Source organism: Enterobacter sp. 03-F-07-AD-ECC (genome assembly GCF_047530935.1).
Taxonomy (GTDB): Bacteria; Pseudomonadota; Gammaproteobacteria; order Enterobacterales; family Enterobacteriaceae; genus Enterobacter; species Enterobacter cloacae.
In genome coordinates, this window is record NZ_JBLKBZ010000021.1 from 37,809 (window position 1) to 63,990 (window position 26,182).

General features: G+C 56.6%; 17 protein-coding genes and 1 pseudogene. 7 read left to right on the plus strand and 11 right to left on the minus strand.

Translation table 11 applies throughout. The features are described 5' to 3' along the window. Positions 1–109: 109 nt before the first annotated feature. The gene (locus ACMWKA_RS21240; RefSeq protein ID WP_013099199.1) at positions 110–1,759 is read left to right on the plus strand and encodes an alpha,alpha-trehalase; all 1,650 of its coding nucleotides are present in this window, start codon (positions 110–112) and stop codon (positions 1,757–1,759) included. 58 nt (positions 1,760–1,817) lie between these two features. Here the strand turns inward: ACMWKA_RS21240 and ACMWKA_RS21245 are convergent, their stop codons facing one another. Continuing rightward, positions 1,818–3,407: an STY4199 family HEPN domain-containing protein gene (locus tag ACMWKA_RS21245; RefSeq protein ID WP_013099200.1), complete on the minus strand. Its 1,590-nt coding sequence runs from the start codon at positions 3,405–3,407 to the stop codon at positions 1,818–1,820. Positions 3,408–3,555: 148 nt separating this feature from the next. On the opposite strand from ACMWKA_RS21245, the pseudogene ACMWKA_RS21250 reads away from it, so the two are divergent. Continuing rightward, positions 3,556–4,095: pseudogene (locus ACMWKA_RS21250) on the plus strand (GNAT family N-acetyltransferase). Positions 4,096–4,166: 71 nt separating this feature from the next. Further along, positions 4,167–4,493, plus strand: coding sequence for a lysozyme (locus ACMWKA_RS21255; RefSeq protein WP_013099202.1), 327 nt, complete (start codon positions 4,167–4,169; stop codon positions 4,491–4,493). Here the strand turns inward: ACMWKA_RS21255 and ACMWKA_RS21260 are convergent. Both ACMWKA_RS21260 and ACMWKA_RS21265 read right to left on the minus strand, forming a co-directional pair. Next, positions 4,472–5,074 (minus strand): DNA-binding response regulator, encoded by a 603-nt coding sequence (locus tag ACMWKA_RS21260; RefSeq protein ID WP_414760585.1) that lies wholly within the window; start codon positions 5,072–5,074, stop codon positions 4,472–4,474. The genes ACMWKA_RS21255 and ACMWKA_RS21260 overlap by 22 nt on opposite strands. 173 nt (positions 5,075–5,247) lie before the next feature. Further along, entirely contained in the window at positions 5,248–6,006 is a 759-nt protein-coding gene (locus tag ACMWKA_RS21265) for an SDR family NAD(P)-dependent oxidoreductase (RefSeq protein WP_013099204.1), read from the minus strand. Positions 6,007–6,125: 119 nt separating this feature from the next. Between ACMWKA_RS21265 and ACMWKA_RS21270 the strand changes: the two genes are divergently transcribed. The 3 genes from ACMWKA_RS21270 to ACMWKA_RS21280 all read left to right on the plus strand — a co-directional run bounded on the left by ACMWKA_RS21270 (position 6,126) and on the right by ACMWKA_RS21280 (position 9,687). After that, positions 6,126–7,025 (plus strand): LysR family transcriptional regulator, encoded by a 900-nt coding sequence (locus ACMWKA_RS21270; RefSeq protein ID WP_013099205.1) that lies wholly within the window; start codon positions 6,126–6,128, stop codon positions 7,023–7,025. Between the two features lie 50 nt (positions 7,026–7,075). Beyond that, entirely contained in the window at positions 7,076–8,101 is a 1,026-nt protein-coding gene (yhjD, locus tag ACMWKA_RS21275; RefSeq protein WP_414760586.1) for an inner membrane protein YhjD, read from the plus strand. Positions 8,102–8,364: 263 nt separating this feature from the next. Beyond that, the gene (locus tag ACMWKA_RS21280; RefSeq protein ID WP_013099207.1) at positions 8,365–9,687 is read left to right on the plus strand and encodes an MFS transporter; all 1,323 of its coding nucleotides are present in this window, start codon (positions 8,365–8,367) and stop codon (positions 9,685–9,687) included. Between the two features lie 93 nt (positions 9,688–9,780). On the opposite strand, the gene ACMWKA_RS21285 is transcribed toward ACMWKA_RS21280, so the two are convergent. Beyond that, positions 9,781–11,823, minus strand: a complete 2,043-nt coding sequence (locus ACMWKA_RS21285) for an AsmA family protein (RefSeq protein ID WP_040020789.1) — start codon at positions 11,821–11,823, stop codon at positions 9,781–9,783. A 66-nt stretch (positions 11,824–11,889) separates the two neighbouring features. Beyond that, complete coding sequence (gene pdeH / locus ACMWKA_RS21290; RefSeq protein WP_013099209.1) at positions 11,890–12,663, minus strand: cyclic-guanylate-specific phosphodiesterase; 774 nt, start codon at positions 12,661–12,663, stop codon at positions 11,890–11,892. A 229-nt stretch (positions 12,664–12,892) separates the two neighbouring features. Here pdeH and ACMWKA_RS21295 point away from each other — a divergent pair, with 229 nt between their 5' ends. Then, the gene (locus tag ACMWKA_RS21295) at positions 12,893–13,822 is read left to right on the plus strand and encodes a sugar kinase (protein WP_013099211.1); all 930 of its coding nucleotides are present in this window, start codon (positions 12,893–12,895) and stop codon (positions 13,820–13,822) included. Between the two features lie 63 nt (positions 13,823–13,885). Here the strand turns inward: ACMWKA_RS21295 and ACMWKA_RS21300 are convergent, their stop codons facing one another. The 6 genes from ACMWKA_RS21300 to bcsB all read right to left on the minus strand — a co-directional run bounded on the left by ACMWKA_RS21300 (position 13,886) and on the right by bcsB (position 26,175). Next, positions 13,886–15,379, minus strand: a complete 1,494-nt coding sequence (locus ACMWKA_RS21300; protein WP_013099212.1) for a M16 family metallopeptidase — start codon at positions 15,377–15,379, stop codon at positions 13,886–13,888. Between the two features lie 226 nt (positions 15,380–15,605). Next, on the minus strand, positions 15,606–16,892 hold the full coding sequence (locus ACMWKA_RS21305; RefSeq protein ID WP_013099213.1) for a dicarboxylate/amino acid:cation symporter: 1,287 nt from the start codon (positions 16,890–16,892) through the stop codon (positions 15,606–15,608). A gap of 159 nt (positions 16,893–17,051) precedes the next feature. Further along, entirely contained in the window at positions 17,052–19,058 is a 2,007-nt protein-coding gene (gene hmsP, locus ACMWKA_RS21310) for a biofilm formation regulator HmsP (protein ID WP_155022777.1), read from the minus strand. Between the two features lie 119 nt (positions 19,059–19,177). Then, positions 19,178–22,660 (minus strand): cellulose synthase complex outer membrane protein BcsC, encoded by a 3,483-nt coding sequence (gene bcsC / locus ACMWKA_RS21315; RefSeq protein WP_414760587.1) that lies wholly within the window; start codon positions 22,658–22,660, stop codon positions 19,178–19,180. Next, the gene (bcsZ, locus tag ACMWKA_RS21320; RefSeq protein ID WP_248092516.1) at positions 22,642–23,745 is read right to left on the minus strand and encodes a cellulose synthase complex periplasmic endoglucanase BcsZ; all 1,104 of its coding nucleotides are present in this window, start codon (positions 23,743–23,745) and stop codon (positions 22,642–22,644) included. The genes bcsC and bcsZ overlap by 19 nt, the downstream gene beginning before the upstream one ends. Before the next feature lie 6 nt (positions 23,746–23,751). Then, positions 23,752–26,175 (minus strand): cellulose biosynthesis cyclic di-GMP-binding regulatory protein BcsB, encoded by a 2,424-nt coding sequence (gene bcsB, locus ACMWKA_RS21325; RefSeq protein WP_347481814.1) that lies wholly within the window; start codon positions 26,173–26,175, stop codon positions 23,752–23,754. Positions 26,176–26,182 lie beyond the last annotated feature (7 nt).

Consider the following 26,182-nt stretch of genomic DNA (forward strand, 5'->3'; position numbering starts at 1 on the left):
GTGATCTACCGCACATATTCCTCCCCATCTACCGAAGCGAATGTCTACGCTTATAAGACGCCCGGATAAACCTGTCTTCAAGAACACCTAACCGGAGGTCCTTATCATTATGTTCAACCAGAAACTACAGGCTAACGAGAACATCGCGTTCGAGATCGCAGAAGAGCTGCGCTACGAGACCGATCCCTGCGAGTTGAAACTGGATGAGATGATTGAGGCGGAGCCGGAGCCAGAAATGATCGAGGGGCTACCCGCCTCCGATGCCCTGACCCCCGCTGACCGTTACCTTGAGCTGTTCGAACATGTGCAGTCAACAAGGCTGTTTGCGGATAGCAAAACCTTTCCCGACTGCGCGCCGAAGATGGATCCGCTGGATATTTTGATCCGCTATCGTAAGGTGCGACGCCACCGGGATTTCGACCTGCGCCAGTTCGTGGAGAATCACTTCTGGCTGCCCGAGACCTATAGCACGGAGTATGTGTCCGACCCGGGGCTGTCGCTTAAAGAGCATATCGACAGCCTGTGGCCCGTGCTGACGCGCGAGCCGCAGGATCATATCCCCTGGTCTTCCCTGCTGGCCCTGCCGCAGGCCTATATCGTCCCCGGCGGACGATTCAGTGAGACCTACTACTGGGATTCCTACTTCTCGATGCTGGGGCTGGCCGAGAGCGGCCGTAACGATCTGCTGAAGTGCATGGCGGATAACTTCGCGTGGCTGATCGAGCGTTACGGCCATATCCCGAACGGCAACCGAACCTACTACCTCAGCCGCTCCCAGCCGCCGGTCTTTGCCCTGATGGTGGAGCTGTTTGAAGAGGACGGGGTGCGCGGTGCGAAGCGCTACCTTGAGCACCTCAAAATGGAGCACGCCTTCTGGATGGACGGCGCGGAGTCGCTACTGCTGAATCAGGCCTATCGCAGCGCGGTGCGTATGCCGGATGGCTCATTGCTGAACCGCTACTGGGATGACCGTGACACTCCGCGCGACGAATCGTGGATTGAGGACGTGGAGACGGCCCGCCATTCCGGTCGACCACCCAATGAGGTGTATCGCGATCTGCGTGCAGGGGCGGCCTCCGGCTGGGATTACTCCTCCCGCTGGCTGCGCGAACCGGGCCGACTGGCCAGCATTCGCACCACGCAGTTTATCCCTATCGACCTGAACGCCTTCCTGTTCAAGCTGGAAAGCGCTATCGCCAATATCTCGGCGTCGAAAGGAGATAAGGAGACGGCTGACCTGTTCCGCCAGAAAGCCAGCGATCGCCGGGCAGCGGTGAACCGCTACCTGTGGGATGAAGAGAATGGCTGCTACCGCGATTACGACTGGCGTCGGGAAAATATGGCGCTGTTCTCTGCGGCGAGCATTGTGCCGCTGTATGTCGGAATGGCGACCCATGAGCAGGCAGAACGCTTGTCTGATGCGGTTAAATCACGTCTGCTCACCCCGGGCGGTATCCTGGCGACCGAGTACGAAACCGGCGAGCAGTGGGATAAACCCAATGGCTGGGCACCGCTGCAATGGATGGCCATTCAGGGCTTCAAGCAGTACGGCAACGACTCGCTGGGCGATGAGATCGCCTGGAGCTGGCTACACACGGTGAATCATTTTTATAAGACTCACCATAAGCTGATTGAGAAGTATCACATCGCCAGCAGTACCCCACGCGAAGGGGGCGGCGGTGAGTATCCATTGCAGGATGGCTTTGGCTGGACGAATGGCGTGGTGCGGCGGTTGATTGGGTTGTATGGGGAGCCTTGAGTGGGGTGCGGTCTGGTGCCCTCACCCCGCCCTCTCCCAGAGGGAAAGGGCGTTACGATCAGCGGATCACCTCATAAATGGCAGACTGAATAGCCTGCCATTTTTTCGTGCTGGCATTCGGCTGTGACTCGGCGCGGCGCGTCGCCATATCCAAATCGTGCTGCTGGCGTTTCACCACGGCCGGGACGGTACAAAACGCTTTCAGGTACTGTTTACGCAGGGATGTCAGCGATTCGCCATTCGCCATGGCATGGGTGAGCGTATTGATAAACCGGCGGCACGGCTTCTCTTCCACCATGTGCTGTCGGTAGCGCAACATCAGCTCCAGCACGTCGTCATGGTTGGATGACATCGCTTCTTCCGTCCATGAGAGCTTCCAGTCCATTCCACCCTGCAAAAAGAGCTGCGCAATGCGGGTGTCGTTGCGGTTGATGGCCGAGCGGAAATTATTCTCGTCCCAGGTAATGCCCATGCGCGTCAGCGTCTCCCGCGAGGAGGGCGTTTCCCGCATCTCCTGCGGCGCAGGCGTTTCGGTGGCGGCCACTGCAGTCTCTGCTGGCGCGCTGCTGGTCACCAGCCAGAATCCTCCCACAACAATCGCAATGACCATCACGCCCACTGCGCCCCATAACACGCCGGAGATGAGCTGCTCGCGTTGTTCTGGCGTGCGCGGGGCGCGCTGGGTCGGTTTTTCTATGGTGTCACGTACTTCAAACAGATCCCCGCCGGTGACCCGATCCCTTTTCTGTGCTTTTTCCCAGAAAGCGTGCAGTTCGCTGGCATCCACCGCCATTATCCCGGCCGGGTTGACGCGGGTTCGCCCCTCTTCAAACGCACGCTGAACGGGCCGGGTGATTTGGGTGTAGTAGTTGTCGAGTAGCTGGATTTGCGCCGAGGTTAACGCTTTCTGAACGGTAAGGTTGTTGCGGATCTGGCGGATGTCATCAAGGAAGGTTTGCAGCGTTTTGCGCGGCTCCACCAGCAGCGTCAGCATGGACGGATCGCTGAACAGCGACGCGTAGTAGCGGCTGTACTCTTTTTTATCCACCAGCATCTGGGCCAGCTCGCTGAACATCATGCCGCTTAGCACATCGTTGATGTCGCCAAGCTTCAGCCAGCGCCGCACGCGGTCAGCGTTAAACAGGGTCTTCAGGTGGTTGTTCAGACGGACCTGATCGGGCCACGCCTGCTGGATAAGCCCTTTAATCATCAGTTCAATTGCACGCACCTGCTTGTGCGCCTGCTGCTGTTCAAGATCGCTGCCCGGCGCCAGCTCGGTACTGTAGGTGAGAAGAGGCTGTTGCAGACGAAGATGTTCCAGCGCGGTGACAAACCGCATTGCCGCAATAAGCTGATTTTCACTGACATCCTGCCCGCTTTCATACTGCGGTACGCGCTGCTGCAACAGGCGCAGTTGCAGGGTAAATTCTGACATCTCGGCATCGTTCAGGTTGAGCTTCTTCGCCACGGCCCCCCATCCGCCCAGGCCTAAACGGGCGCTATCCAGCTGCTCCAGAAACCAGCGTGGATCTTTTCCCTCAGAAACATGTACATTCAGGAGAAGCAATATTTCCACAGAGGCCTGACGAATGACCGCCAGACAGTGTTCAAACTGTTCGCGGTTATGGTGTGATGTGCTGAGCGTCATTGTTTTCCTTAAAAGACCACGAAGACATCCAAAAGGGGCCCGGAACGGCCGTTTTTCTTTTTATTTATACGCGCTTAACCATACCTGACTTTCTGTTGAAATAAAGTGACAGTCCTAAAATCATTTATATTGTTTCAGGAGAATCTGAATGCCTCAGCTAACCACCTCGCGTCTTATCTGCTCGCCGTTACAGGAAGATGACTGGCCCTTTTTTCTGGCGCTACAGCAAGACCCGGATGTGATGCGCTTTGTCGCGCAGGATCGCACTGTGGCGGACATCCGTGAGGCCTTCGACTCCCGACTGACGCCATGGACGCCCGGCTGCATGCACTGGCTCTGCCTCGTGGTTCGCGATAACGCCAGCCAGACTCCGCTGGGGGTGACCGGCTACAAACACCACGAAGCGGATTGCGCCGAAGTCGGTTTCCTTTTCGCTCCCTCGGCCCAGGGAAAAGGCTACGGCTTTGAATCCCTGTAGGCACTCTGTGATTATGCCTTCCACCAGGGGGGGATCCGCCGCCTCACCGCCACCGTCACGGCAGGGAATATCGCCTCCCGGCGTCTGCTGGAAAAAGCCCGCTTCCGGCTGGAGGGTGAGCTGCGTGAGAGCTATTACCTTGGCGGCCGCTGGCATAATGACTGGCTATTCGGTTTATTACAGCGCGACTATCTGGAAAATATCAGCTGAGCAACGGCCATTTGGCGGATATGTCTCGTGCCGTATTTCCTCTACAGTAGTGTCTGAAAGAGGAAAATACCATGTTGAAGCTATCTTCTGCTGCCGTTGAATTAATTAAAAAACAGCAAGGGCTGTCTCTGGAAAAATACCGTGATGAGCACGGTACTGAGGTTATTGGGTATGGTCACGTTATTCAGCAATGGGAGAAGTTCCATGGTCTTATTACCGTTGCTGAAGCAGAGCGCTTGTTAGATAACGATATTCAGATTTATGAGACGTTAATTCAGGAAAATATCGCCCAGCCATTAACGCAACACCAGCACGATGCGCTGGTGTTGTTAATGTTCAGTTTTAGTGACACACCGTGTCCGATAAACGCCATCGCTCAGGCGGTGAGCCGGGTATAGCACATTGCCGCCTGCGTGCGATTTTTCACATCCAGCCGCCGGAAAAGTGACTCCAGATGGGCCTTTACCGTTGCCGCACTGATATTGAGCGTGCGACCAATCTCTTTATTCGACTCCCCGGCGGCCAGTAACTTGAGTACTTCACGCTGGCGCTCGCTTAAGGATAACAACGCCTGGTGTGACGCCTGCTGCGCAAGCCATTCGCCGGGAAAACAGACCATCCCCCGGAAGACCGAATCCAGCACTGCGGCAAACCGCTCGGGACTGGCATTACGGGGAATAATCGCCTTCACGTTGCGCTGAAACATCTGTTCAGCCCATCGGGTCTCTTTTTTCGTCAGCACCATCACGACACGTATCGCAGGGAAACGCGTGATAATGTCTTTCAGAAAGCTGATGCCCTCATTCTGAATTAATGCGCCGTCAATCATGACGATAGCGGATGGCGACGCGGACAACTGCGCCCATAATTCATCTGCCTGACGGGTTCCTGTCATATTTATTTCAGGAATTAACGTCTGCAAACTGTTTATCGCTCCATGAATAAATATCGACTGCCTGTCAAACATGATTACTCGCATCGTTTTTCTCCCTCTGAGAATAGCGAGGGGGGATTGTATAGAGGCGTTATTTGAGAAAAAACTCAATGAACGGAGAGGTTACAAATTCATCGCCGTTCTTTATATCTGCCCGTATCTGGACACATCTCTTTTAAGGATTTCCTTAAGGGGTTCCGTCCCCTTAAGGAGGCGTATTACAGGAACATCCCACCAGACACTTCAATACGTTGCGCATTCATCCAGCCCAGTTTGTCGCTGAGCAGCGCGGCGATGGCATCACCAATATCATCCGGCAGGCCAACACGCCCCAGCGCGGTTTGCGACGCAAGCAACTGATTAAGCTGCGCGTCATCGCGTACGCGTCCGCCGCCAAAGTCGGTTTCAATTGCCCCCGGCGCGATGATATTGACGGAGATGCCGCGTGCGCCCAGCTCTTTGGCCTGATAGCGGGTCAGTACTTCCATCGCCCCTTTCATGGCCGCATAGGTCGCGGAGCCTGGCTGTGTAAAACGCGCCAGCCCGCTGGAGACGTTGAGGATCCGTCCGCCATCTTTCAGCAACGGCAGCAGGCGCTGGGTCAGGAAAAATGGCCCTTTTAAATGTACATTCATTACCTCATCGAACTGCGCTTCTGTCGTCTCGGTATAGGGGGCGTATAAACCCGTTCCGGCATTGTTCAATAAATAATCAAAGGTATCACGCTGCCAGACGGTTCGGAGAGTTTCCTGCAACTGTTGAGCAAAATGTTCGAAACGGGTGATATCTCCGACGTTAAGCTGTAATGCCGCCGCGTTTACCCCTTTTCCCTGAATTTCTTGCACAACATCCAGCGCATCCTGCTGATTATGATGATAAGTCAGGACAATACCTGTTCCCTCTGCTGCCAGCTTCAGGGCCGCATTTTTACCCAAACCACGGCTACCACCGGTCACTAAAGCGATACGTTCAGTCATAAGAAACCTCATTTCGGTTGTCAGGGAGATTGAGAAAGAGCTTATTAGCTGATAGAAGATCAATAAAGATGTGACAGAACGCTTCACTGTTTCATTTACAACAACAATGAGCGCTACCGATGGATAAAATTAACGCAATGCAGTTGTTTGTTCGGGTCGCGGAGCTGGAGAGTTTTTCCCGCGCAGCGGAGACGTTGACCCTGCCAAGAGGCAGCGTGTCGCGGCAGATTCAGGCGCTGGAAAACCGCCTGGGCACCCAGCTGCTGCACCGCACCACGCGCCGCGTCAGCCTCACGCAGGACGGCATGGTCTATTACGAACGGGCAAAAGATCTGCTGGCGAACCTTGATGAACTGGACGGTATGTTCCAGCACGATCCCTCCAGTATCAGCGGGCGGCTACGCGTCGATATGCCGGTGGGGGTTGCACGAAATTTAGTCATCCCCAAACTGCCTGCGTTTTTGCAGCAGTATCCGGGTATTGAACTGGAGCTCAGCAGCAGCGATCGTCTGGTGGATGTGATCCGCGAGGGGTTCGACTGCGTGGTGCGCGTCGGCACCCTGAAAGATTCCGGGCTTATCGCCCGCCCACTGGGCAAGCTTACGGTTATCAACTGCGCCAGCCCGGATTATCTGACGCGGTTTGGTTATCCGGAAACGCTGGACGATTTGGCCTCACACGCGGTAATCCACTACGCCGCGATGCTGGGCACGCGCCCGCAGGGCTTTGAGTTTTATAACGGCAGTACGACCCAGTGGGTTAAAACGGGCGGCGTCTTAACGGTCAACAGTACCGAGACGTACCATGCCGCCTGCATCGCCGGGCTGGGTATTATCCAGGTTCCCCGCGTGGGCGTTCGTGATTCTCTGCGCACGAAAAAGCTGATTGAAGTTCTGCCGCAATACCGGGCTGAACCCATGCCGGTTTCCCTGATTTACCCCCACCGCCGTAACCTTTCCCGCCGGGTACACCTGTTTATGGAGTGGCTTACGGAAATCACAAAAGCTTACGTGGATTAGTCGCAAGCTATAATTCAATGACATCCAGCTCAACGAAAAGGAAAAAACGCGTGACGCCGGAAAATAACCCGCAACGACCGACTCAACAATTAGATTACGATCCCATCAAGAAGATGGAGACCGGGCCCGAAGAGCCCAGCACACCCGGCAAAGCCAGCAAAGCGCTGGGGACGGTCACTACGCTGGCGGAGAGAGTTCAGCAGATCCCCGTGATTGCGCACCTGATACGCGCCGCGGAACGTTTCAACGACCGGATGGGGAATCAGTTTGGTGCAGCGATTACCTATTTTTCCTTTTTGTCGATGATCCCGATCCTGATGGTCTCGTTCGCGGCAGCCGGTTTTGTGCTCGCGTCTCATCCGACGCTGCTGCAGGATATTTTCAATAAGATCCTGAATAACGTCAGTGACCCGACCCTCGCCACCACGCTAAAAAGCACCATCAATACTGCCGTGCAGCAGCGCACCACGGTGGGTATTGTCGGTTTGCTGATTGCGCTCTATTCCGGTGTGAACTGGATGGGTAACCTGCGCGAGGCCATTCGCGCCCAGTCGCGCGAAGTATGGGAGCGTAAGCCTCAGGATCAGGAGAAAATTTGGGTTAAGTATTTCCGCGATTTTGTTTCGCTGATTGGTCTGCTGGTGGCGCTGATCGTCACGCTCTCCATCACCTCGGTCGCCGGTTCCGCGCAGCAGATGATTATCTCCGCGCTCTATCTGGATTACATCGACTGGCTCAAGCCTGCGTGGCGCGGCATCGGGCTGGCGATTTCCATTTTCGCCAACTACCTGCTGTTCTTCTGGATCTTCTGGCGCTTGCCGCGTCATCGTCCGCGCAAAAAAGCGCTGATCCGCGGAACACTGCTCGCGGCGATAGGCTTTGAGGTGATTAAAATCGTGATGACTTATACCCTGCCATCACTGGTGAAATCCCCTTCTGGCGCCGCGTTTGGCTCCGTTCTGGGGCTGATGGCGTTCTTCTACTTCTTTGCCCGCCTGACGCTGTTCTGCGCGGCGTGGATTGCCACCGCCGAATATAAAGGCGACACGCGCATGCCGGGGAAAACCCACCGCTAATTCCCCCTTTCGGGCTGAAAGTTTCAGCCCGATTCATCATTTCAGCATATATATCCAGTCCGTAACTTTTATTTAACTGAAAACCAGTTATATCCACTGATATTTAAAATCTGTGAAGCATTTCATGGAAGTGTTTTGGCTGGTCTGAACATTATCCGCTTTTTGTTGCTTTTATCACCGGTTCGCGGCTTTGTTACAGATTGAAATGTCGCTTTTGCTGTGCGTAATATGGCCTTTCGTCCGACATAAAATAAGAAAATATTATGCAAGCAACCGCCACAACACTCGATTCCGGGAGCGAAAACGTTCCGGTCAACTCACGCAATAAAGTTGTCGTCGCCTCGCTGATTGGCACCGCCATCGAGTTCTTCGACTTTTACATTTATGCCACCGCAGCGGTCATCGTCTTCCCGCATATTTTCTTCCCGCAGGGCGACCCGACGGCGGCCACGCTACAGTCTCTGGCAACCTTTGCTATCGCCTTCGTCGCGCGTCCGATTGGCTCTGCGCTGTTTGGTCATTTTGGCGATCGCATCGGGCGTAAAGTGACGCTTGTGGCCTCGTTGCTGACGATGGGTATTTCTACCGTCGCCATCGGCCTGCTGCCCACCTACGAGACCATCGGCATTCTGGCACCGGTGCTGCTGGCGCTGGCGCGTTTTGGTCAGGGTCTGGGTCTGGGCGGTGAATGGGGCGGTGCGGCACTGCTGGCGACCGAGAACGCCCCGGCGCGTAAACGGGCGCTGTATGGCTCCTTCCCGCAGCTTGGCGCACCGATTGGCTTCTTCTTTGCGAACGGCACCTTCCTGCTGCTCTCCTGGCTGCTGACCGACGAGCAGTTCATGAGCTGGGGCTGGCGTATTCCGTTCGTCTTCTCGGCCGTGCTGGTGCTGATTGGTCTGTATGTTCGCGTTTCTCTGCACGAAACGCCGGTGTTCGCGAAAGTGGCGGCGGCAAAAAAACAGGTAAAAGTGCCGCTGGGCACGCTGCTGACCAAACATGTCCGCGTGACCGTGCTGGGCACCTTTATCATGCTGGCTACCTATACGCTATTCTATATCATGACCGTCTACTCCATGACGTTCAGCACCGCTGCCGCGCCGGTTGGGCTGGGTCTGCCGCGTAACGAAGTGCTGTGGATGCTGATGATGGCGGTGATTGGGTTTGGCGTCATGGTGCCGATTGCCGGCCTGCTGGCGGATAAATTTGGCCGTCGCTCCAGCATGATCACCATCACGACGCTTATCATTCTGTTCGCTCTGTTTGTCTTCCCACCGCTGTTAGGCTCGGGCAGCCCGGCGCTGGTGATGGCGTATCTGCTGATTGGTCTGAGCCTGATGGGATTAACCTTCGGCCCGATGGGCGCGCTGCTGCCGGAGCTGTTCCCGACGGAAGTGCGTTATACCGGCGCGTCGTTCTCCTATAACGTCTCGTCGATTCTGGGAGCGTCCGTTGCGCCGTACATCGCCACCTGGCTGCAGGCAAATTATGGCCTGTTCTACGTGGGCGTGTATCTGGCGGCCATGGCGGCACTGACGCTGATTGCGCTGCTGCTGACGCACGAGACTAAGCATCAGGCGCTTTAAGCTAATGCCGGGTGGCGCTGCGCTTACCCGGCCTACATTTGAATCGTAGGCCGGGTAAGGCGTAGCCGCCACCCGGCAAATACAGACCGCACCTTACCTCTTCATCTGTGACAAAATCGTCCGGCACTGATTGGCTTCCCCTTCTGATGGCGAAATCAACGCCAGCAGCGCCGCGGCTGGCGTGACCAGCGTTGCGAGCGCTGCCGCCACCGCACCGCGTGCAATCAGCGGCCCGGGTTTTACCCCCGCCTGCGGATTTTTGAAGGTGCCGCGCACGTAAAGCGGCGAGCGCAGGGTGATGATACGGATCCCTTTGCTTTCCGGGTCGATGGTCAAATCAAGCTGCTCAGAGGCCATGCTGGCGGTTCCGGTCACGTTGATTACCGCGTTTTCCGTGTCGAAGGCAAAAATCTGCGGCCGCGCCACGCCGTTAACCAGATCCAGATTCGCCGCCGCGCAGTTCACCCGCACCTCATCGTCACCAAAGATCTGCCCGATAATGTAGTTCCCGACGTTCAGCCCCAGGATCTCCATCAGGTTGCGGCTCACCAGCCCGTCGTTCATCAGTAGCTTGAGGTTGCCGTTACTGCTCCCGAGCAGCGCCGCCACGGAGTTCCCCACCCCGCGAATGTCCGCGTCACCGTTCATTTCACCGAGGGTTTTCTGCATTAGCTCCACGTTGGGCATCAGCTCTTTCAGCTTAAGCCTGCGCGCCTGTATATCAGCCCGACCCTGCATCGGCTTTTTATCGCCTTCCAGATGAATGTTCGAGGAGATGGTTCCGCCCGCCATGCCAAACTTCAGCGGCTGCAGACGCAGGTCGGCATTTTTAAGCAGAATATGGGTTGAGAGGTTGCTGATCGGCAGCGTGCTGCCGTGCTCGATTTTTCGCCCTTTGAAGCGCACATCCGCATCCATTACATCCCACTTGTCGGTTTCAAAGCGATCGTAGGGCAGAACTTTCCCCGCGGGCTGAAGGTCTTTTTTGACCTCTTTCGACTTCGTGCCTTTGCCAGAATCAACGCCGATCAGAGGGCCCAAATCGGCAAGCCTCAGCTGGCGGGACTCCACATCCCCTTCCAGTTTCGGACGCGGTTTGCCGGTGGTGTAGGTCAGCGTACCGTGGATATCGCTGTCGCCGATACGGCCGTTGAAATCCCGATAGTCAAAGACAGATGATTTTTCCGTATCGAGTTTGGCCACCAGATGCCCGTCCGTCTCAAACGGCGGCGTATCCGGCAGCAGCACGCCGGTGAGTTCGTAGAGCTCCCCCAGCGAATCTCCGGCGAACTTCAGCCGCAGATCGACCCCGCCCATGTTCATGGGATCGTTGACCGTGCCGGTAAAGGCGACTCGCGTGTTGCCGGAACGGAAGTCCGCCTGCACCGGGAACGGGGTACCTGCGCTTCGCAGCGCCAGCATGCCGCCAATTTTACCGGTGCCGGTCAGTGGCTGTCCGTTGTAGCGCCCGGTGGCCCGCAGGCCGAAAACGTAATCGCCCGCGCTGGCGTTATCCCCTTTCGCTTTGGTGCCGGTCACTTCACTGAACGGCAGCGGCTTACCCAGCGGATCGACCAGGATCTCCACGTCGGCCTTGCTGACTTTATCGTCGATGGCGATCCGCCCGCGATCGAACAGAATGTTATCGAGACGGAATGACCACGAAGAGGGCTGGGCATTGGGATCTTTCTCGCCGCTGCTGGCGAGGTTAAAGGTCCAGTTATTGTTTTTTTCCGAGAGACGGATCAGGCGTGCATCGGGCTGCTGAAGCTTGATCCACGGCAGGTAGACGGTTTTTGTCAGAAGCGCTAACGGCGCCAGCGTGGCTTCAACCCGCGGAAGATGCACCATGGTGACGGCAGGAATATCCGGCGGATTGCCCAGAACGATGTCGTCGGCGTGAACGTGCGGCCAGGGGATCCAGCTTCGCCAGCCGGTCTCTTCTTTCTGACGCTCCCAGACCACGCCCAAATCACCGCGTATCGCGAAGGGGCGGTTCAGTTCAGTTGAGACTTTCTGGTTGATGGTCGGCTTAAGACGGTTCCAGTCGAATGTCGCAATAACGATGATAGCGACCACGATCAACAACAAGAAAATCCCTGCTGTCCAGGAGATTACCCTGGTTGTTTTAGTCATTTTGATCCCCTTTTCCTGATGACCTGTCCTGTAAAACTATAGTCCAGACAAAGGGAAACGGGCGGTTCAGAGGTTGGTTATCACACCGTCGAGGGTATCCATGGGCACCGGACGTGAGAGGTAATAGCCCTGCGCGGCGGCGGCGGGTGAGTTTTGCACATCGCGCCACTCTTCCAGCGTTTCCACACCTTCCACAATGACGCCTTTGCAATAGCGGTTCATCAGCTGCAATAACAGCGTAAACAGATTCCGCCCTTCCGGGGTCTGGCGCAACATAATGAACAGATCGCGGGCCACTTTGATGTAGTCGTAACGCACTTCGCTGAGGGCGGAGAAGTTCGCCATGCCGGTGCCAAAGTCATCCAGCCACAGGGGGCCAAATTCACACATCGAGGCAAAAGAGGATTCCTGCGGCAGGCGGACATGCTCCACCAGTTCAAAGCGCATCCACGGCAGGGTGGCGATAAGCTCCTGCAACTTCGCGTTCTGGCGCAGCGCCAGCAGGGTTGGGCCATCCACGTTGACCGAGGCCAGAATATCGTGCTGTTCGAAAAAGGCCTTTTTCGTTTCCAGCATGCGCAACTGCTCTTCCAGCACGTCCAGGCGCTGGCGCACGGCGACTTCGGCAAAATAGCGGTCCGGCGCGATACGCTGTGAAGGGTTAGAAGGGTGCGTAACGACCGTCAAAATTTCAATCGCCATCAGTCGACCGTCGGTACGATAGATCGGCTGGTAGGTATACACACGCTCACATTGCAGCCAGTAGCGATGCTCCTGCAAGTTCTCAATACTTGCCTCAGGCGTAGTGCTCAGCCGCTGGATAACCTGCTCTGACTTCATTTCAGATGTCCTGTTGTTGGGATGGCCTTTCTGGACTCGTCACTGGGTTATCGGCGCGATAATTGAGAACTTTATGTTCAATTCACCGGGAAAATGAAATTAAGATGACAGAAATGAACAGGAACACGCGCTGGTTCAAAAAAAATAATGGAACGATGTTTTAATATAGTTGACCTGATAATTCACACAGCGCACACTGCTTTTAAATACTCTGTTCAGGTTCATGATTATGTCCAAAAAAATTGCCGTTATTGGCGAATGCATGATTGAGCTGTCACAAAAAGGCGCGGACGTTAGCCGCGGTTTTGGTGGCGATACCTTAAACACCTCCGTGTATATTGCCCGTCAGGTGCCGCCGGAGGCCCTCACCGTGAACTACGTCACCGCACTGGGTACGGACAGTTTCAGCCAGCAAATGCTGGACGCCTGGCAGAGCGAACACATTGATACCTCGCTGATTCAGCGCATGGAAAACCGCCTGCCGGGTTTGTATTACATTGAAACCGATGATACCGGCGAGCGCACCTTCTACTACTGGCGAAACGAAGCTGCGGCCAAATACTGGCTGGAAAGCGACGACGCAGCCGCCATTTGCGAAACGCTGGCGACGTTTGATTATCTCTATCTGAGCGGGATTAGCCTCGCCATCTTAAGCCCGACCAGTCGTGAAAAGCTGCTATCGCTGCTGCGCGAATGCCGCGCCAATGGCGGGAAGGTCATTTTTGATAACAACTACCGTCCGCGCCTGTGGGCCAGTCGTGAAGAGACGCAGCAGGTTTACCAGCAGATGCTGCAGTGCACCGACATCGCGTTCCTGACGCTCGACGACGAAGATGCCCTGTGGGGCGAGAAACCTGTTGATGAGGTTATTGCGCGCACCCAGGCTGCTGGCGTGAGCGAAGTGGTGATTAAGCGCGGCGCGGCATCGTGCCTGGTGGCCGTAGCAGGTGAGGCGGTGATTGACGTCCCGGCGGTGAAACTGGCGAAGGACAAAGTGGTGGATACTACGGCAGCGGGAGATTCCTTCAGCGCGGGCTATCTGGCGGTGCGCCTGACGGGCGGCACGCCTGAAGCGGCTGCACAGCGCGGGCACCTGACGGCCAGCACGGTGATCCAGTATCGCGGGGCGATTATTCCGCGTGAGGCGATGCCTGCTTAAATAAGGTGCGGGCTGATGCCCTCACCCTGACCCTCTCCCACCGGGAGAGGGAATTTTTTAAGATTACTGCCCCTGTGGAATATCCGTCGCGTCCTGATGCAGATCATCAGACGTTGCCGCCTGCGTAGGTTGCGGCGCGGCGGTCATGATTGAATCCCATGTCGCCTGCAGCTCCTTCATGTTGTATTCCGGCTCGCCTTTCGGCTGCAGAAGGACTAATCCCATATCCTGCGACAGCTGCTGACGTAAATCCTGATTTAACATATCGACGGTCAGCCCATTCAGGAAGTCCTGACGGAGCTTCTGGTACTGTTCCGGTGCGATGTCCACCACCTGATTCTGCAAGGAGCGAATACGCTGGCTGATCAGGATATCCGTATCGGCGCGGGCATAGGTGGCAAACAGCTTCTGCAGTTCCAGCTTTTTCTGCGCGACCAGCGCGTTGAACTCTTCTTCAGACAGGCCCTCTTTGCGCACTTTTGCCAGCTCTTTCGCCACCACGCCCAGATTGGCATTCAGCTTATCGCCAGGCGATTCGATATTAATGGCGCACTGGGCGCGCTGGAACAGCACCCGGCAGTCGAAGCCCAGCGCAATGTTCTTCACGCTGTTCTTACTGAGGCTCTGCTGAACGTGCCAGAACAACGCCTCACGCGTCAGATCCGCACGCCAGTAGCGCAGCAGCGCGGCGGATTCTCGGATAGGCTGCCAGGCGGTATCCCACATCATGGAGAGCCGGTCCTGACGCACGGCATCAGTGGAGATGCTGACTGGCTCTGTCCGCAGCGGGGAGAGCGTCGGGACAGGAGCAGGCGTTTCACGCTTGCCTTTCAGCTCGCCGAAGGCTTTGTTGATCTGCTCAACCACCGCGCGGCTATCCACATTCCCGACCACGATCAGCGTCATCGCATCCGGGGTGTACCATTTCTGATAGAACGATTTTACCTGTTCGGCATCGACCGGCTGTTTCAGCGGCTCTGCCGGATCGTGCCCAAGCAGCGCTGAGCCTTTCAGGCGATAACGCCACCAGCCCTCTTTGGTATCCGCAGGCCAGGTCGCCACCATATCGCTGTTGCTCAGCGCATAGTTAACGGTTTCCGGCGTGATCGCCAGATTGCCAGTGGCATCGGAGAGATACGTAAGAGCTTCTTTGAGCAGATCGTTACGGTTATTCGGCAGGCTCAGGTTAAACATGGTGTAGTCATACGAGACGACAGCCGGCGGCAATGGGCGCTTCGGGTCAATGCCCTGCTGCCAGAGCGAACGCACCTGAACAGCCTGTAAACTGCCGCTCTGGGTGAGCGCCAGTCGGGGAATAAAATGGCTAAAGCCGGTCTGCTGGGTGCTTTCGGTGAGGGAGCCGGTATTCACAGACAGACGGATCTCAATACGATCGCTGGGACGCTGCGGCGTGGCTAACACCTGCCACTGAAAACCATTCGCCAGGGTCCCTTGTTGCCATGCCGGGTCTGGCTGGAGCGCATCTGCCTGCACATAACTGGCTGCTGCCATCATCAGCAAACCGCCGGTTAAGAGTCGAATTTTTGTGCCCTGCATGTGAACCCCTGATCAACATTCCTGGTTAAAAAGAGTGTCTCGCGACGCGCTTCACTCTAAAAGATGACGATGAAAACACGTCGATTAGACCGCGCGTTCGGCAAAACGTCACGGTGAGAAGTGCAATATACCCAAAAAAAATCTTGTCGAATTATGACAGGTACGAACAGTCATTATGCGCAGGAGCCCGCATTCCGACAAGGGAATGCGGGAATTTAGCGGAAAATCAGGAGGATAAACCCGGGTTTTTGCTATCAGAAGAGCGATTATTCAGCGTATCGTCGAGCTTTTTGTGATCCAGCTCTTTAACCCATTTTGCCACCACAACCGTAGCCACGCCGTTACCCACCAGGTTGGTTAACGCACGCGCTTCAGACATAAAGCGGTCAATACCGAGAATCAACGCCAGACCGGCCACCGGCAGATGTCCCACAGCGGAAATGGTCGCCGCCAGCACGATAAAGCCACTGCCCGTTACGCCCGCAGCCCCTTTCGACGAGAGCAGCAGCACCACCAGCAGGGTGATCTGATGGAAGATATCCATATGGCTGTTGGTTGCCTGTGCAATAAACACTGCCGCCATGGTCAGGTATATCGAGGTACCGTCGAGGTTAAAGGAGTACCCTGTCGGGATCACCAGCCCCACCACCGATTTACGACAACCCAGCTTCTCCATCTTATCGAGCATGCGCGGCAGCGCCGACTCAGAGGAGGAGGTTCCCAGCACAATCAGCAGCTCTTCGCGGATATAGCGGATAAATTTGAAGATGCTGAAACCGGCCGCGCGGGCAATCGAACCCAGCACCACCACCACAAACAGAATACAGGTGATATAGAAGCAAATAATCAGCTGGCCGAGCTGTACCAGCGTGCCGACGCCGTATTTACCGATGGTGAACGCCATTGCCCCGAAGGCACCAATCGGCGCCAGGCGCATGATCATATTGATGATGCCAAAGATGACCTGCGAGAAGCTTTCAATGACGTTAAAGATCAGCTGGCCTTTGCTGCCCAGACGATGCAGGGCAAAACCAAACATGACGGCGAACAGCAGCACCTGCAGAATGTTTCCGCTGGCAAACGCCCCGATCACACTGCCGGGAATGACGTCCAGCAGGAAGGCGACCACGCCCTGATCTTTCGCCTGCTCAGCGTAAACCGCCACCGCTTTGGCATCCAGCGTCGACGGGTCGACGTTCATGCCAGCGCCAGGCTGCACCACGTTAACAATGATCAGACCGATAATCAGTGCCAGGGTGCTGACCACTTCGAAATAAAGCAGCGCCACTGCACCGGTACGCCCTACCGCCTTCATGCTTTCCATGCCAGCGATACCGGTCACCACCGTACAGAAGATCACCGGGGCGATGACCATTTTAATGAGCTTAACGAACGCGTCGCCAAGCGGTTTCATTTGCGCACCCAGTTCCGGGTAGTAGTGACCCAGTAAAATACCGATTGCGATGGCTGTCAGGACCTGGAAATAAAGACTTTTGAAGAGTGAGGTTTTCATAGAATGTCCTTGGGAAGAAAAACCACAGGCTTTGTAAGGTTATGGTTAACCTGCGGCTCTAAAATAACACCCGCATAACAGGACAGAAATAAACTCAGTTCAAATTTGAAACACAAATGTTAAGAACTTTGAGCTGGCTCGCACAAGCCAGCAACAAAATTACACTTTTGCGTTATTGCCAGTGCCGGAAAGGTACCGTTGTTCAAAGACATCCGACGGGACGGCACGGGCAAACAGGAAGCCCTGGCCTTTCCCGACACCCGCCTCAGCCAGCCAGCGGCGCTGCGCTTCCGTCTCGATACCCTCAGCAATCAGATTCAGGTTGAGACTACGCGCCATCTGAATAATGGCCTGCACCATGCTGCTGTCTTCCGGCAGCCCATCGACAAACGCTTTGTCGATTTTCAGGACATCCACCGGCAGCGTTTTCATGTGCTGAAGCTGACGCAGTCCGGCATAGCCCATGCCAAAATCATCCAGCGCGATGCGGATACCGGCGTTGCGCAGCGGTTTGAGGATCGCGACCGCCTCATTCGGGTCGTCAATACGGCGGCTTTCCGTCACTTCCAGAATCAGCGTATCCGGCTGGATCCGGTAGCGATTGATGAGCTCCAGCATCTCCGAGACCATAGTGGGATGCATCAACTGCAGGGCAGAGAGATTGACCGACAGCGGCAGGTTGACACCACGCTCCTGCCAGGCGGCAAGCTGGCGGCATGACTCCTCAAGCACCCAGTAGCCCACCGTGACCATCAGGCCACAGGACTCAATACGTTCGATTAACCCTTCCGGCAGCTCCCAGCTGCCATCCGGCTGCTGCACGCGCAACAGCGCTTCCGCGCTTTCCACTTCACCCGTCAGCAAATTGACCTGCGGCTGGAGCCAGAGGGCAAACTGGTGGTTATCCAGCGCGGTGAGGATGTCGCTCTCTTCCGTCAGACGCTGCTGCGCCTTTTCCATCTGATCCGGGTCGAAGAACTGGATCTGGTTTTTCCCTTTGCGACGGGCGGTGAATGCCGCCGAGAAGGCGCGACGATAGAGCTGCTCCGCGGTCAGATCGCCATAGAACATGGCAATCCCGATACTGGCGCTGGGGCGAAGCTGAATACCCTGAATGGGCAGCCGCTCATTAATGACAGTGAGTACTTGCTGACCTAACGTGATCGCATGCCACGGCTCTTTCACGCCGTTCGCAATCACCACCAGGTCATAACCGCTGACCTGAGTCAGCACCATACGTGGAGCAAGCACCGATTTAACCTTTTCGACCAGCGTCAGTAACAGCATTTCACGCTGGCTCTCCTTGAGCACCCCAGCGGTATCCTGCAGGGTTTCACAGGCGATGACCATCAGCGCCGTGGTCTGCTGGCGCGCCACGGTCTGCTCCAGCATCGCCATCAGGAACGCTTTATTAGGAAGCTCCGACACCGGAAAACGGGTGGCGCTACTGTTCAGTTCATCCTGCTGACGCTGAATGCGCTGCTGGTTGAGGTTGTAGCTGCGCACCAGCATGCCGATCTCATCGTCATGATGCAGGCGGGGCAGCTCAAGCTGATGACCCATCTGCTCCTGGGGAGAAAGCGCGTTTAGCTCCCGGGCGATACGCCGCAGCGGGTGGACAATCAGCCGGTTAATGCACCAGGTCAGCGCCACGCTCAGTATCAGCGTCATAAGTAAGCAAGTGGTCACTAACGTAATAAACCAGCTCATGACGAATTTATACATGCGGTACGAGTCCGCCTGCAGAACAAGATAGGCCAGCGGCTGCGGATTCGCAGGGCGTTCAAGCGAGTAGATGGGGAGCGAAATTTGTACCGGCAGTTCAAACAGGCGCATCACCATCATCGGGACGGGACGTTCGGGGATAAAACTCATCCGCAGCGCCTGGAACTGGTTCGGCAGCACCACGTCTGCGCGGCTGACGACGCCCGCAGGCTGAATACGTTTTAAAATGGTTTCCGCTTCGGGAATATCGCCTTTCAGAATAGAAGCCGAAAGCGGGCCACGCACCGAGCGGGCAATACTTTCTAATTGCGAAGCCGTGTTATAGCGATTCTGCTGTACGGAATGAAACAGCAAAATGACGCAAAATAGCAGTACAAACAGCAAGGTGACAGCAGAAACCATCGCCATCTGTTTGATCGTTAAGGAACGGCTGACACGCAAAATGACTCTCCACAGAACTCGAAGCGCAGGGCGCACCAGGGTGTAAACCTGGCGCGCCTGAGTATACCCGATCGCCGCACTTTTAAGAGAGACTTACAAATGGATTAAGTAAAATCCGATTACCAGTCCGCGTAGGGAATGAGCGGCTGTGGCGGTAAGTCCATATCACCCTGCCAGCCTGCGGCGGAGTAGCGTACATAGAGCAGCGCATGGCTTGGGGTATAGTCTTTCGCTTCCTGAATATCCACGCCAAGACCCACAAACCAGTTGGACGTGACCCGACGCTCGACAATGGCCCGCGCGGTATAACCGGTGCCTGAGGAGCTGCTGCCGGTTTCCATCGCCCCCCTGTCGGTGTAGCGGCCTGGCTCATCGACGGGAATGAGTCCCTGAAGGGGATAGCGCAGCACATCGTTGGTTTTGGAGTGAGACCATGAGACAGATCCGCCCAGCTCCCAGGACCAGTTCTCCGTGCGTTTACGCCAGGTGACCGGCAGCGCAAAGGAGACATATTCCTGCGGGCTATAATAGCCGCCCTGACCCAGGGTATAGCCGCTCAGATCTTTATCGTAGTGCCAGAGCATGTTAGAGACACCGACAGTCAGGCGCTCGTTGTTTTTATTAATCAGCTTGTAGTAGTAACCGGTCATCCAGCGGACGCGCCAGTTATCCTCTACATTTTTCCCGGTCAGCGATTCCGCATTCAGGCTTGACCAGATGCCGTTCGCCTCGCCTTTATCGTAGCTGATGCTCACGCCACCGCCGGTGGCGCGCACGCCGCCCCAGGTGGTGCCGGTATTGGTGTCTTTTTGCCCGGCAAAGGCCAGCAGAGAGCTGGAGATCGGGCGACGGTGGGCGTTAATGGTGTAGCCGATAGGACCGAGATCGTTGCTGTAGCTCACCCCGCCGACCACATCCACCACGTCAAAGCCCATTGGCGTGGTGCCGATATCCCATGCCCAGGTTTTATTCTGCCAGCCCACGGCCACGCTTGCGCCGTTTGACGTCTGACTGGTGTTGCCGCGACATGGCGTTTCGGCACAGGTCCCCCATTTGGGATCGTAGGTGCCGTTGTTAGTGGCAAACGAACCGGCATCCATATTGACCAGATCGCTGCGAAAGAACATCCGTCCATCAGAGAGCGGCGCATCCACCTGCAGCATGGTGGTGTGGGCTTTGAGGTCGGAGTAGCCGCCGGTACCGCTGGAGCCCCAGTAGTCGTGCTGCAGCGTAACGTTAACATCCTGCTGGCGATACAAATCACCGGCATCGCTACGCACGCCGCGCTTCAGCCAGTCATCTTTTTCGTCGTTACGCGTCAGGCGCGTAAAGGTGTCATTGTCTGCCGGACGGGTGGTGGTGATGCCAGAGGAGACCATGGCATCTTTATAGGTCTCCAGCGCCTGCTGAGGCTGGCCGTTTTGCGTCTGAAAACGTGCCGCATCACGCAGCACCAGCGCGTTTTCCATTGATGCAGGCTGTGATTTTGCCTGCGGAATGATGCTGTTGAACGTCTTTTCTGCCGCAGCAGAATCACCCAGCCCCGCCTGCGCCATCGCGATGCGGCGCTGCATGTTGAGCGACAACGGCTGGCCATTTTGCGTCGCAGGCAGTTTCGCCAGTTCGGCACGCGCAGCGTCTTTGTCGCCCTGCGCACTGTAGATTTCGGTCAGGCCGAGGATCGCATCTTCGTTTTGTGGCTCGCGCTGCAACACGCCGCTGTATGCCGTTTTTGCTGCACTGAGATCGCCCCGCTGCTGCGCCCAGTCCGCCAGGGTTAAATCGATACGGGTAGAAGCAGGTTGCTGACGAAGAAGATTTTCCGCCTCCTGCTCTTTGCCACTGTCGCGCAGGCGATTGGCGGTTTCGAGCAACTGATTACTTTGCAGTCGGTCGGCAAGCTCCTGAATATTGCCGTTCCACTGGCTGCGCGGCAGCGTCTCCAGATGGGCCAGCGCGGCACGATCCTGGTCGTTACCGGAAAGATAGAGCCCGTTGGCATACACCTGATCCGGGTCGGTCGGTTTCTGGCTGGCAAGCTGACGCATCAGGGTATCTGCCTGACTGCGCTGGCCTGCGCTGTAGAGATCGCGCGACAGGCGATAGGTGATCCATACGTCGCCTGGAGAGAGCGCCAGACGACGACGCTGAACCTCGGCGGCCTGGGCGTATTTGCCCTGGTTCTCCAGCTGCTCGGCCTGGGCGGAGAGCTGTTCGTTGGTCAGGCTACGTTCAATATCATCAATGCTGCGACGCTGACTGGCGGAGAGCGACTGGATAAACTGCGAGGCTTTCTCCGGCGACTGTGCACGATAAATATTGGCCAGTCCGCGGACCGCGTTACTGTTGCCGCTGTCCATGCGTAATGCCTGGCGATAATAGCGCTCGGCGGCGTCGTTATCTTTACGTGCCGCTGCGGCATCGCCCAGCCCCAGCACCGCATAACTGTCGCTATTGTCGATAGTGCGCGCCTGTTGATAATCGCGCTCCGCCTGTGCCGGGTTATTCGCTTTCAGCGCCGCATCCCCCTGCTGGATCAGCAGCCAGTAACGGTTCACCTTCAGCAAACTGTCCCATTTGCCGCGGTTATCGCTCTGCGGATCGAGGGCGATCGCCTTTTCAAACTGTGCCACCGCGCGAGCACGGTCGCCTTTCTGGGAGTACGCCTGGCCCAGCGCGCCAATGGCTTCGCTGTCGGCATGGTTTGCGCTGACCGCCTTTTGCAGTTCCGCCACCGCCTTATCACCCTGTCCGGCATCCACTGCCGCCAGGCCTTGCGCTTTCGCACGGAAAGTTGGATCGGCGAGCTGTTTTTGCTGCGCTTCAAGCTGTGAACGCGCGGCGGTTACGTTCTCACCGTCACTGAATACGCTCAGGTACTTTTGCAGCGCGGAGACGCTGGCACTGCTGACAGGCTGGTCTTTGATCTGCGCATACCACATATCCGACGCCTGGCTGCGGCCATTGCTGGATTTGGCCATCTCCTGCAGCACCGCAAAGCCTTCATCACGGCGCCCGGTCTGGAACAGCAGCTGGGCCAGCGTCGACTGCAGCTGCGTATTGCCGGGGCTGCTGCTGTTGATCTTTTTCAGTTGATTAATGGCCGCATTGCGGCGGGCGGGATCTTTCGCCACCACATTCCAGTATTCTGTTGCCACGTCGCCGCCCGGTGGGTTGCCGTCGAACAGCTTGTCATAGGCGGCAATCGCTTCCTGGGTATGGCCTGTCGTGGCGAGTAAGCGAGCCTGCTGTAACTGCTGGCGGCCATCCGGCGTGGAAAGCAGCATCGTGTTGCGCGAGGACTGGTACGCGCTGGAACCGGGGGCGATCCCTTTCAGTCTATCCAGCTCTTTTTGCGCGCCGGCGTTGTCGCCCTGACGAAGCAGATAGCGAAAACGTGCCGCAATAACGTCAGGGTTGTTCGGGTCGATCAGCTCAAGACGATAGAGCGACTGACGCACCAAATCTTCACGCTGCGTCGATTCCCCCAGGCGCACCTGCTCCAGCAGCTGTTGCTGCTGCGGAGAGTTGACGGCCTGAGCCAGCGGCATCAGCGCCAGGCCAAGCGATAAACTGAGTAGATTTACTGTGAACTTGCGCATTCCTGGCCCCAATCCGGTATTAATTCACCTTTTGTGGTGAAACGAAAACGATGCTGATCCCATCCTTGTCCAAAGAGAGTCAGTACATAACTGTAGTAAGCATTATTATCAGGAAAGTGGTCAGCCACGCGCTGGCGCTGGACGGCCTGCGCATCACGCTGTTGTAAAAAAGGCAGCATGGCGGCAGAGAAGCCGACCGGGCCATTGCCCGTGCGTGCTCCACTCGCCACATTCACTTTCTCCGGTGGTACGCCCTGTTTTGTTGTGGTGGCGGCCATCGGCCTGAAGCGCGCCAGCAGCCGGGCTTTTTGAGGATCGTTATCGTTCATCATCCCCACCCAGAGATAGACGCGGATGGCGTCATATCCCCCCACCAGCGGCGGCTCCTGTTGTAACCGCCAGCCTTTGTTTTTCTGGTATTGCACCCAGTCCGGCGAAAAACCTTTCGGCGCACTCTCCAGCAGCAAGCGCAGATTGGTCTCACGCAGGGTGGTCCACGGGGCGCCAAAACGCGTGAAGTAGCTTGCGAGCTGTGGAGGAAGATAGCTGGGATTAAAACGCCAGGCGTTCTCATCGACAAAGCCAACTTTACCGGGCAGCAGCATCAGACCGAGGCCAGGTACTTTCACCACTTCTTCGCGGGCGATGCGCTCGAGTAGCGCCTTGCCCGTACGGGTATAGTCAGCGTCTTTCCATAACCGCCCCGCTTCAAGCAGGGACCAGGCGATCCAGATATCGGCATCCGAGGCGGAATTGGTATCGATAACCGCCCAGGTGTCTTTGTCTTTTTGTCCCCATAACCAGGCGGGAAGCGTGTCGTCGAGATGCCCCCCGGCAAGGTTATCCCGCGTCCATGCCAGCACCTTGTCGAACGCTTTACGGTCATTCGCGGCGAGGGCAAAGAACAGCGCGTAGCTTTGCCCTTCCGAGGTAGTGATTTTACGCGTGTCGCTGGGATCAATGACCCGCCCGCCCTCGCTGATGTAATCCTGTTTAAATTTCTCCCAGGCAGGCCAGGTACAGGCGGCGCGCAGAGGCGCCGCCGCCAGCATCAACGCAATGACACACCAGCGAAAGGCTTTCATCACATCTTACTCATGATCCGGATTCAGGCGACGACGGCTGATGATACGCAGCAGACGCCACAGCACCCAGGCCAGCAGCACCACGCTGACGGCGGCCAGGATAGCGAGCAGAATCGGATGGTTAGAGAGCGCATACCACAGACGTTCGAACCATGGCAGATGCCCCACATAGTACACATCGCCTACGCGCAGGCTGTTCACGCCCGACTCACGGATCACCGACACAGAGCCGAACATCGCGGCACGTTTACCGCTGTCGTTCATCGCACTGTTGAGCAGTTCGTAGCCACGCGGGCTGTCTGCGAGCAGGGCAATCACGCTACGCTGATCGTTGTACGGTGACTGGAAGCCGACCACGGCCGCCATCGCCCCCTGAGACGTGACAGCCGTCTGCGCGCTGGCTTTACGATCGTTGATATCCGGCATGATGCTCGGGAACTCGGTCTGACGCAGCGGCGTGTTAACCCAGGACTGGGCTGCCTGAACCAGCAGATCGATACGCTTCTCATCCTTCAGCTTATCCGGGATGGAACCGATCACCATGATGTCCGCATCTTTGTTCTGAATTTGAGCGCCATCATCCGTCAGGGTAACGTTAATCGCCGGCAGGCCCGTTTGCGCGCCTACGGTCGCCATGGTGTCCAGCAGCGTCGTCACCTGCTCTTCATTTGGCGCTTTTGGCATCACAACAATGGATTCAGACAGGTCCGCCATACGGCTGAACGGGAAGCCCGCGTTAGCAAACGCCCGCAGATCCGGCATGGCGAGGAAGTGATAGTACTTCGAGAAGTCGATGGTCGATTCATCGCCAATCACGACATGGTTCTGCACCGGCTGGAAGGTGATGCAGTTGTCCACCGAACCGCCCGGCATTGGATTCATGTACTGGAAATCAAAGCGCAGCTGGTTTACCGCCCCGAGCTTCAGCGCCGGGATGGAGACATCGGTTTTACCATCCAGCAGCCCCTGCAGTACCGGCAAACGCAGCAGCAGACGGTTTGTTTCCTGATTATTCATCAGATTAAACGACTGCAGGAACTGGTTATTCAGGCTGATATCCATGCGCGAACTGTCTTTGGTTGACGGCGCGGTGTAACGATAGTTGAGGTTCATATCGATACCGGTGGTGCGCAGCAGATACAGGTCCGGCGGCAGGTTCAGCGACAGGCTGACAGGAGACGGCTCAATCCCTGTCGACTGCAGCTGCTCTTCATAGGTTTTCAGCTCGCCGAAGGTGACGGCGCGGTCGGTACGTACCCAGTTTGGCGCGTCATAAGGTTTACGTGCCAGCAGCGGCTTGACCTCATCGACAATTACGCTGCTGCCGCGGAACAGGATATTCCCCTGCGCAATCGCTTTTGCCGCCTGCACCAGGTCTTTCTCATCACGCCCGAAAACCACCAGCAGCTTCACATACGGGTTATCCGGGTGGCTTATCATCTCAATGGTCGGCGCTTTGACATCCGGGTGCTCACGCAGGAAAGCAGGACGCTTCGCGTTGGTCGCAAAGATGATGGCATTTCTGTCAGGGATCTTGTCATACATAACCGGGAAGTTCTGCCCGCGCCAGCCGGAACGGGAGCCGAACCAGGAGGCCACGATGGTCGCTGCCAGTTGCTCCGTGACGTCCGGTGAGGACGCAAAGACCATCGGCAGGTTTAACGGGCGATTATCACGCGGATCGAAGAACGGCACCGGGAACGCGGAGAGATCGTTTTTCAGCGCCAGCGACTGGTAGGTCATCTGCAGCGATGAGTTACGCCCGACATCCATCCACAGCGTGTTGCTGGCCGGGTTTTCGCAGACGTCACGGTAATGGCCCACGAATTCCAGACGGATACGGTTAAAGTCGGTGATAAACAGCGGGTTGATCGGCACCTGAGCCAGGGTTTTCTTACCCAACTGCTCTTTGGTGACCGGCAGCACGTCCATCAGCTCGTCATTCAGGTAGACCTTCAGCTGAGACTGGGTCGGCAGCAGCGAAGGAGAAGGGGTATATTCCAGGTTCAGCACCGCCTTCGACACAACCTCATCGCTGCGCATACCAAACTCAACGCCGCCTTTAGGATTGACGCCGCGCAGCACCATGCTGCCCGGAGGCGGCGCAATTTGCGCAAAGGTGAGCTTCACGTCCCGCGACGGGGCATTCTCCGTGACAACAGGCGCATTAGCCCCCGGAACACCCGGCATCACCTGTCCCACAACCTGTGCGTCGGCCGGCAGGGTATTTCCCGCTGTCGGCTGGTTGGGAACGACGTTTTCTGTTTGACCGGGCGCCGCGGTGACTACCGGTTCGGTCGCTTGCGACACCACAGGCACCGTAGGAGCTGGCGTGGCCGCGGCGTTATCAGGCGCTGCGTTAGCCATTGTTGCAGGGAGCGTACTCATCCCCATTGCCACTGCACATAACCAGGAAAGTTTTGTTTTCATCGCGTTA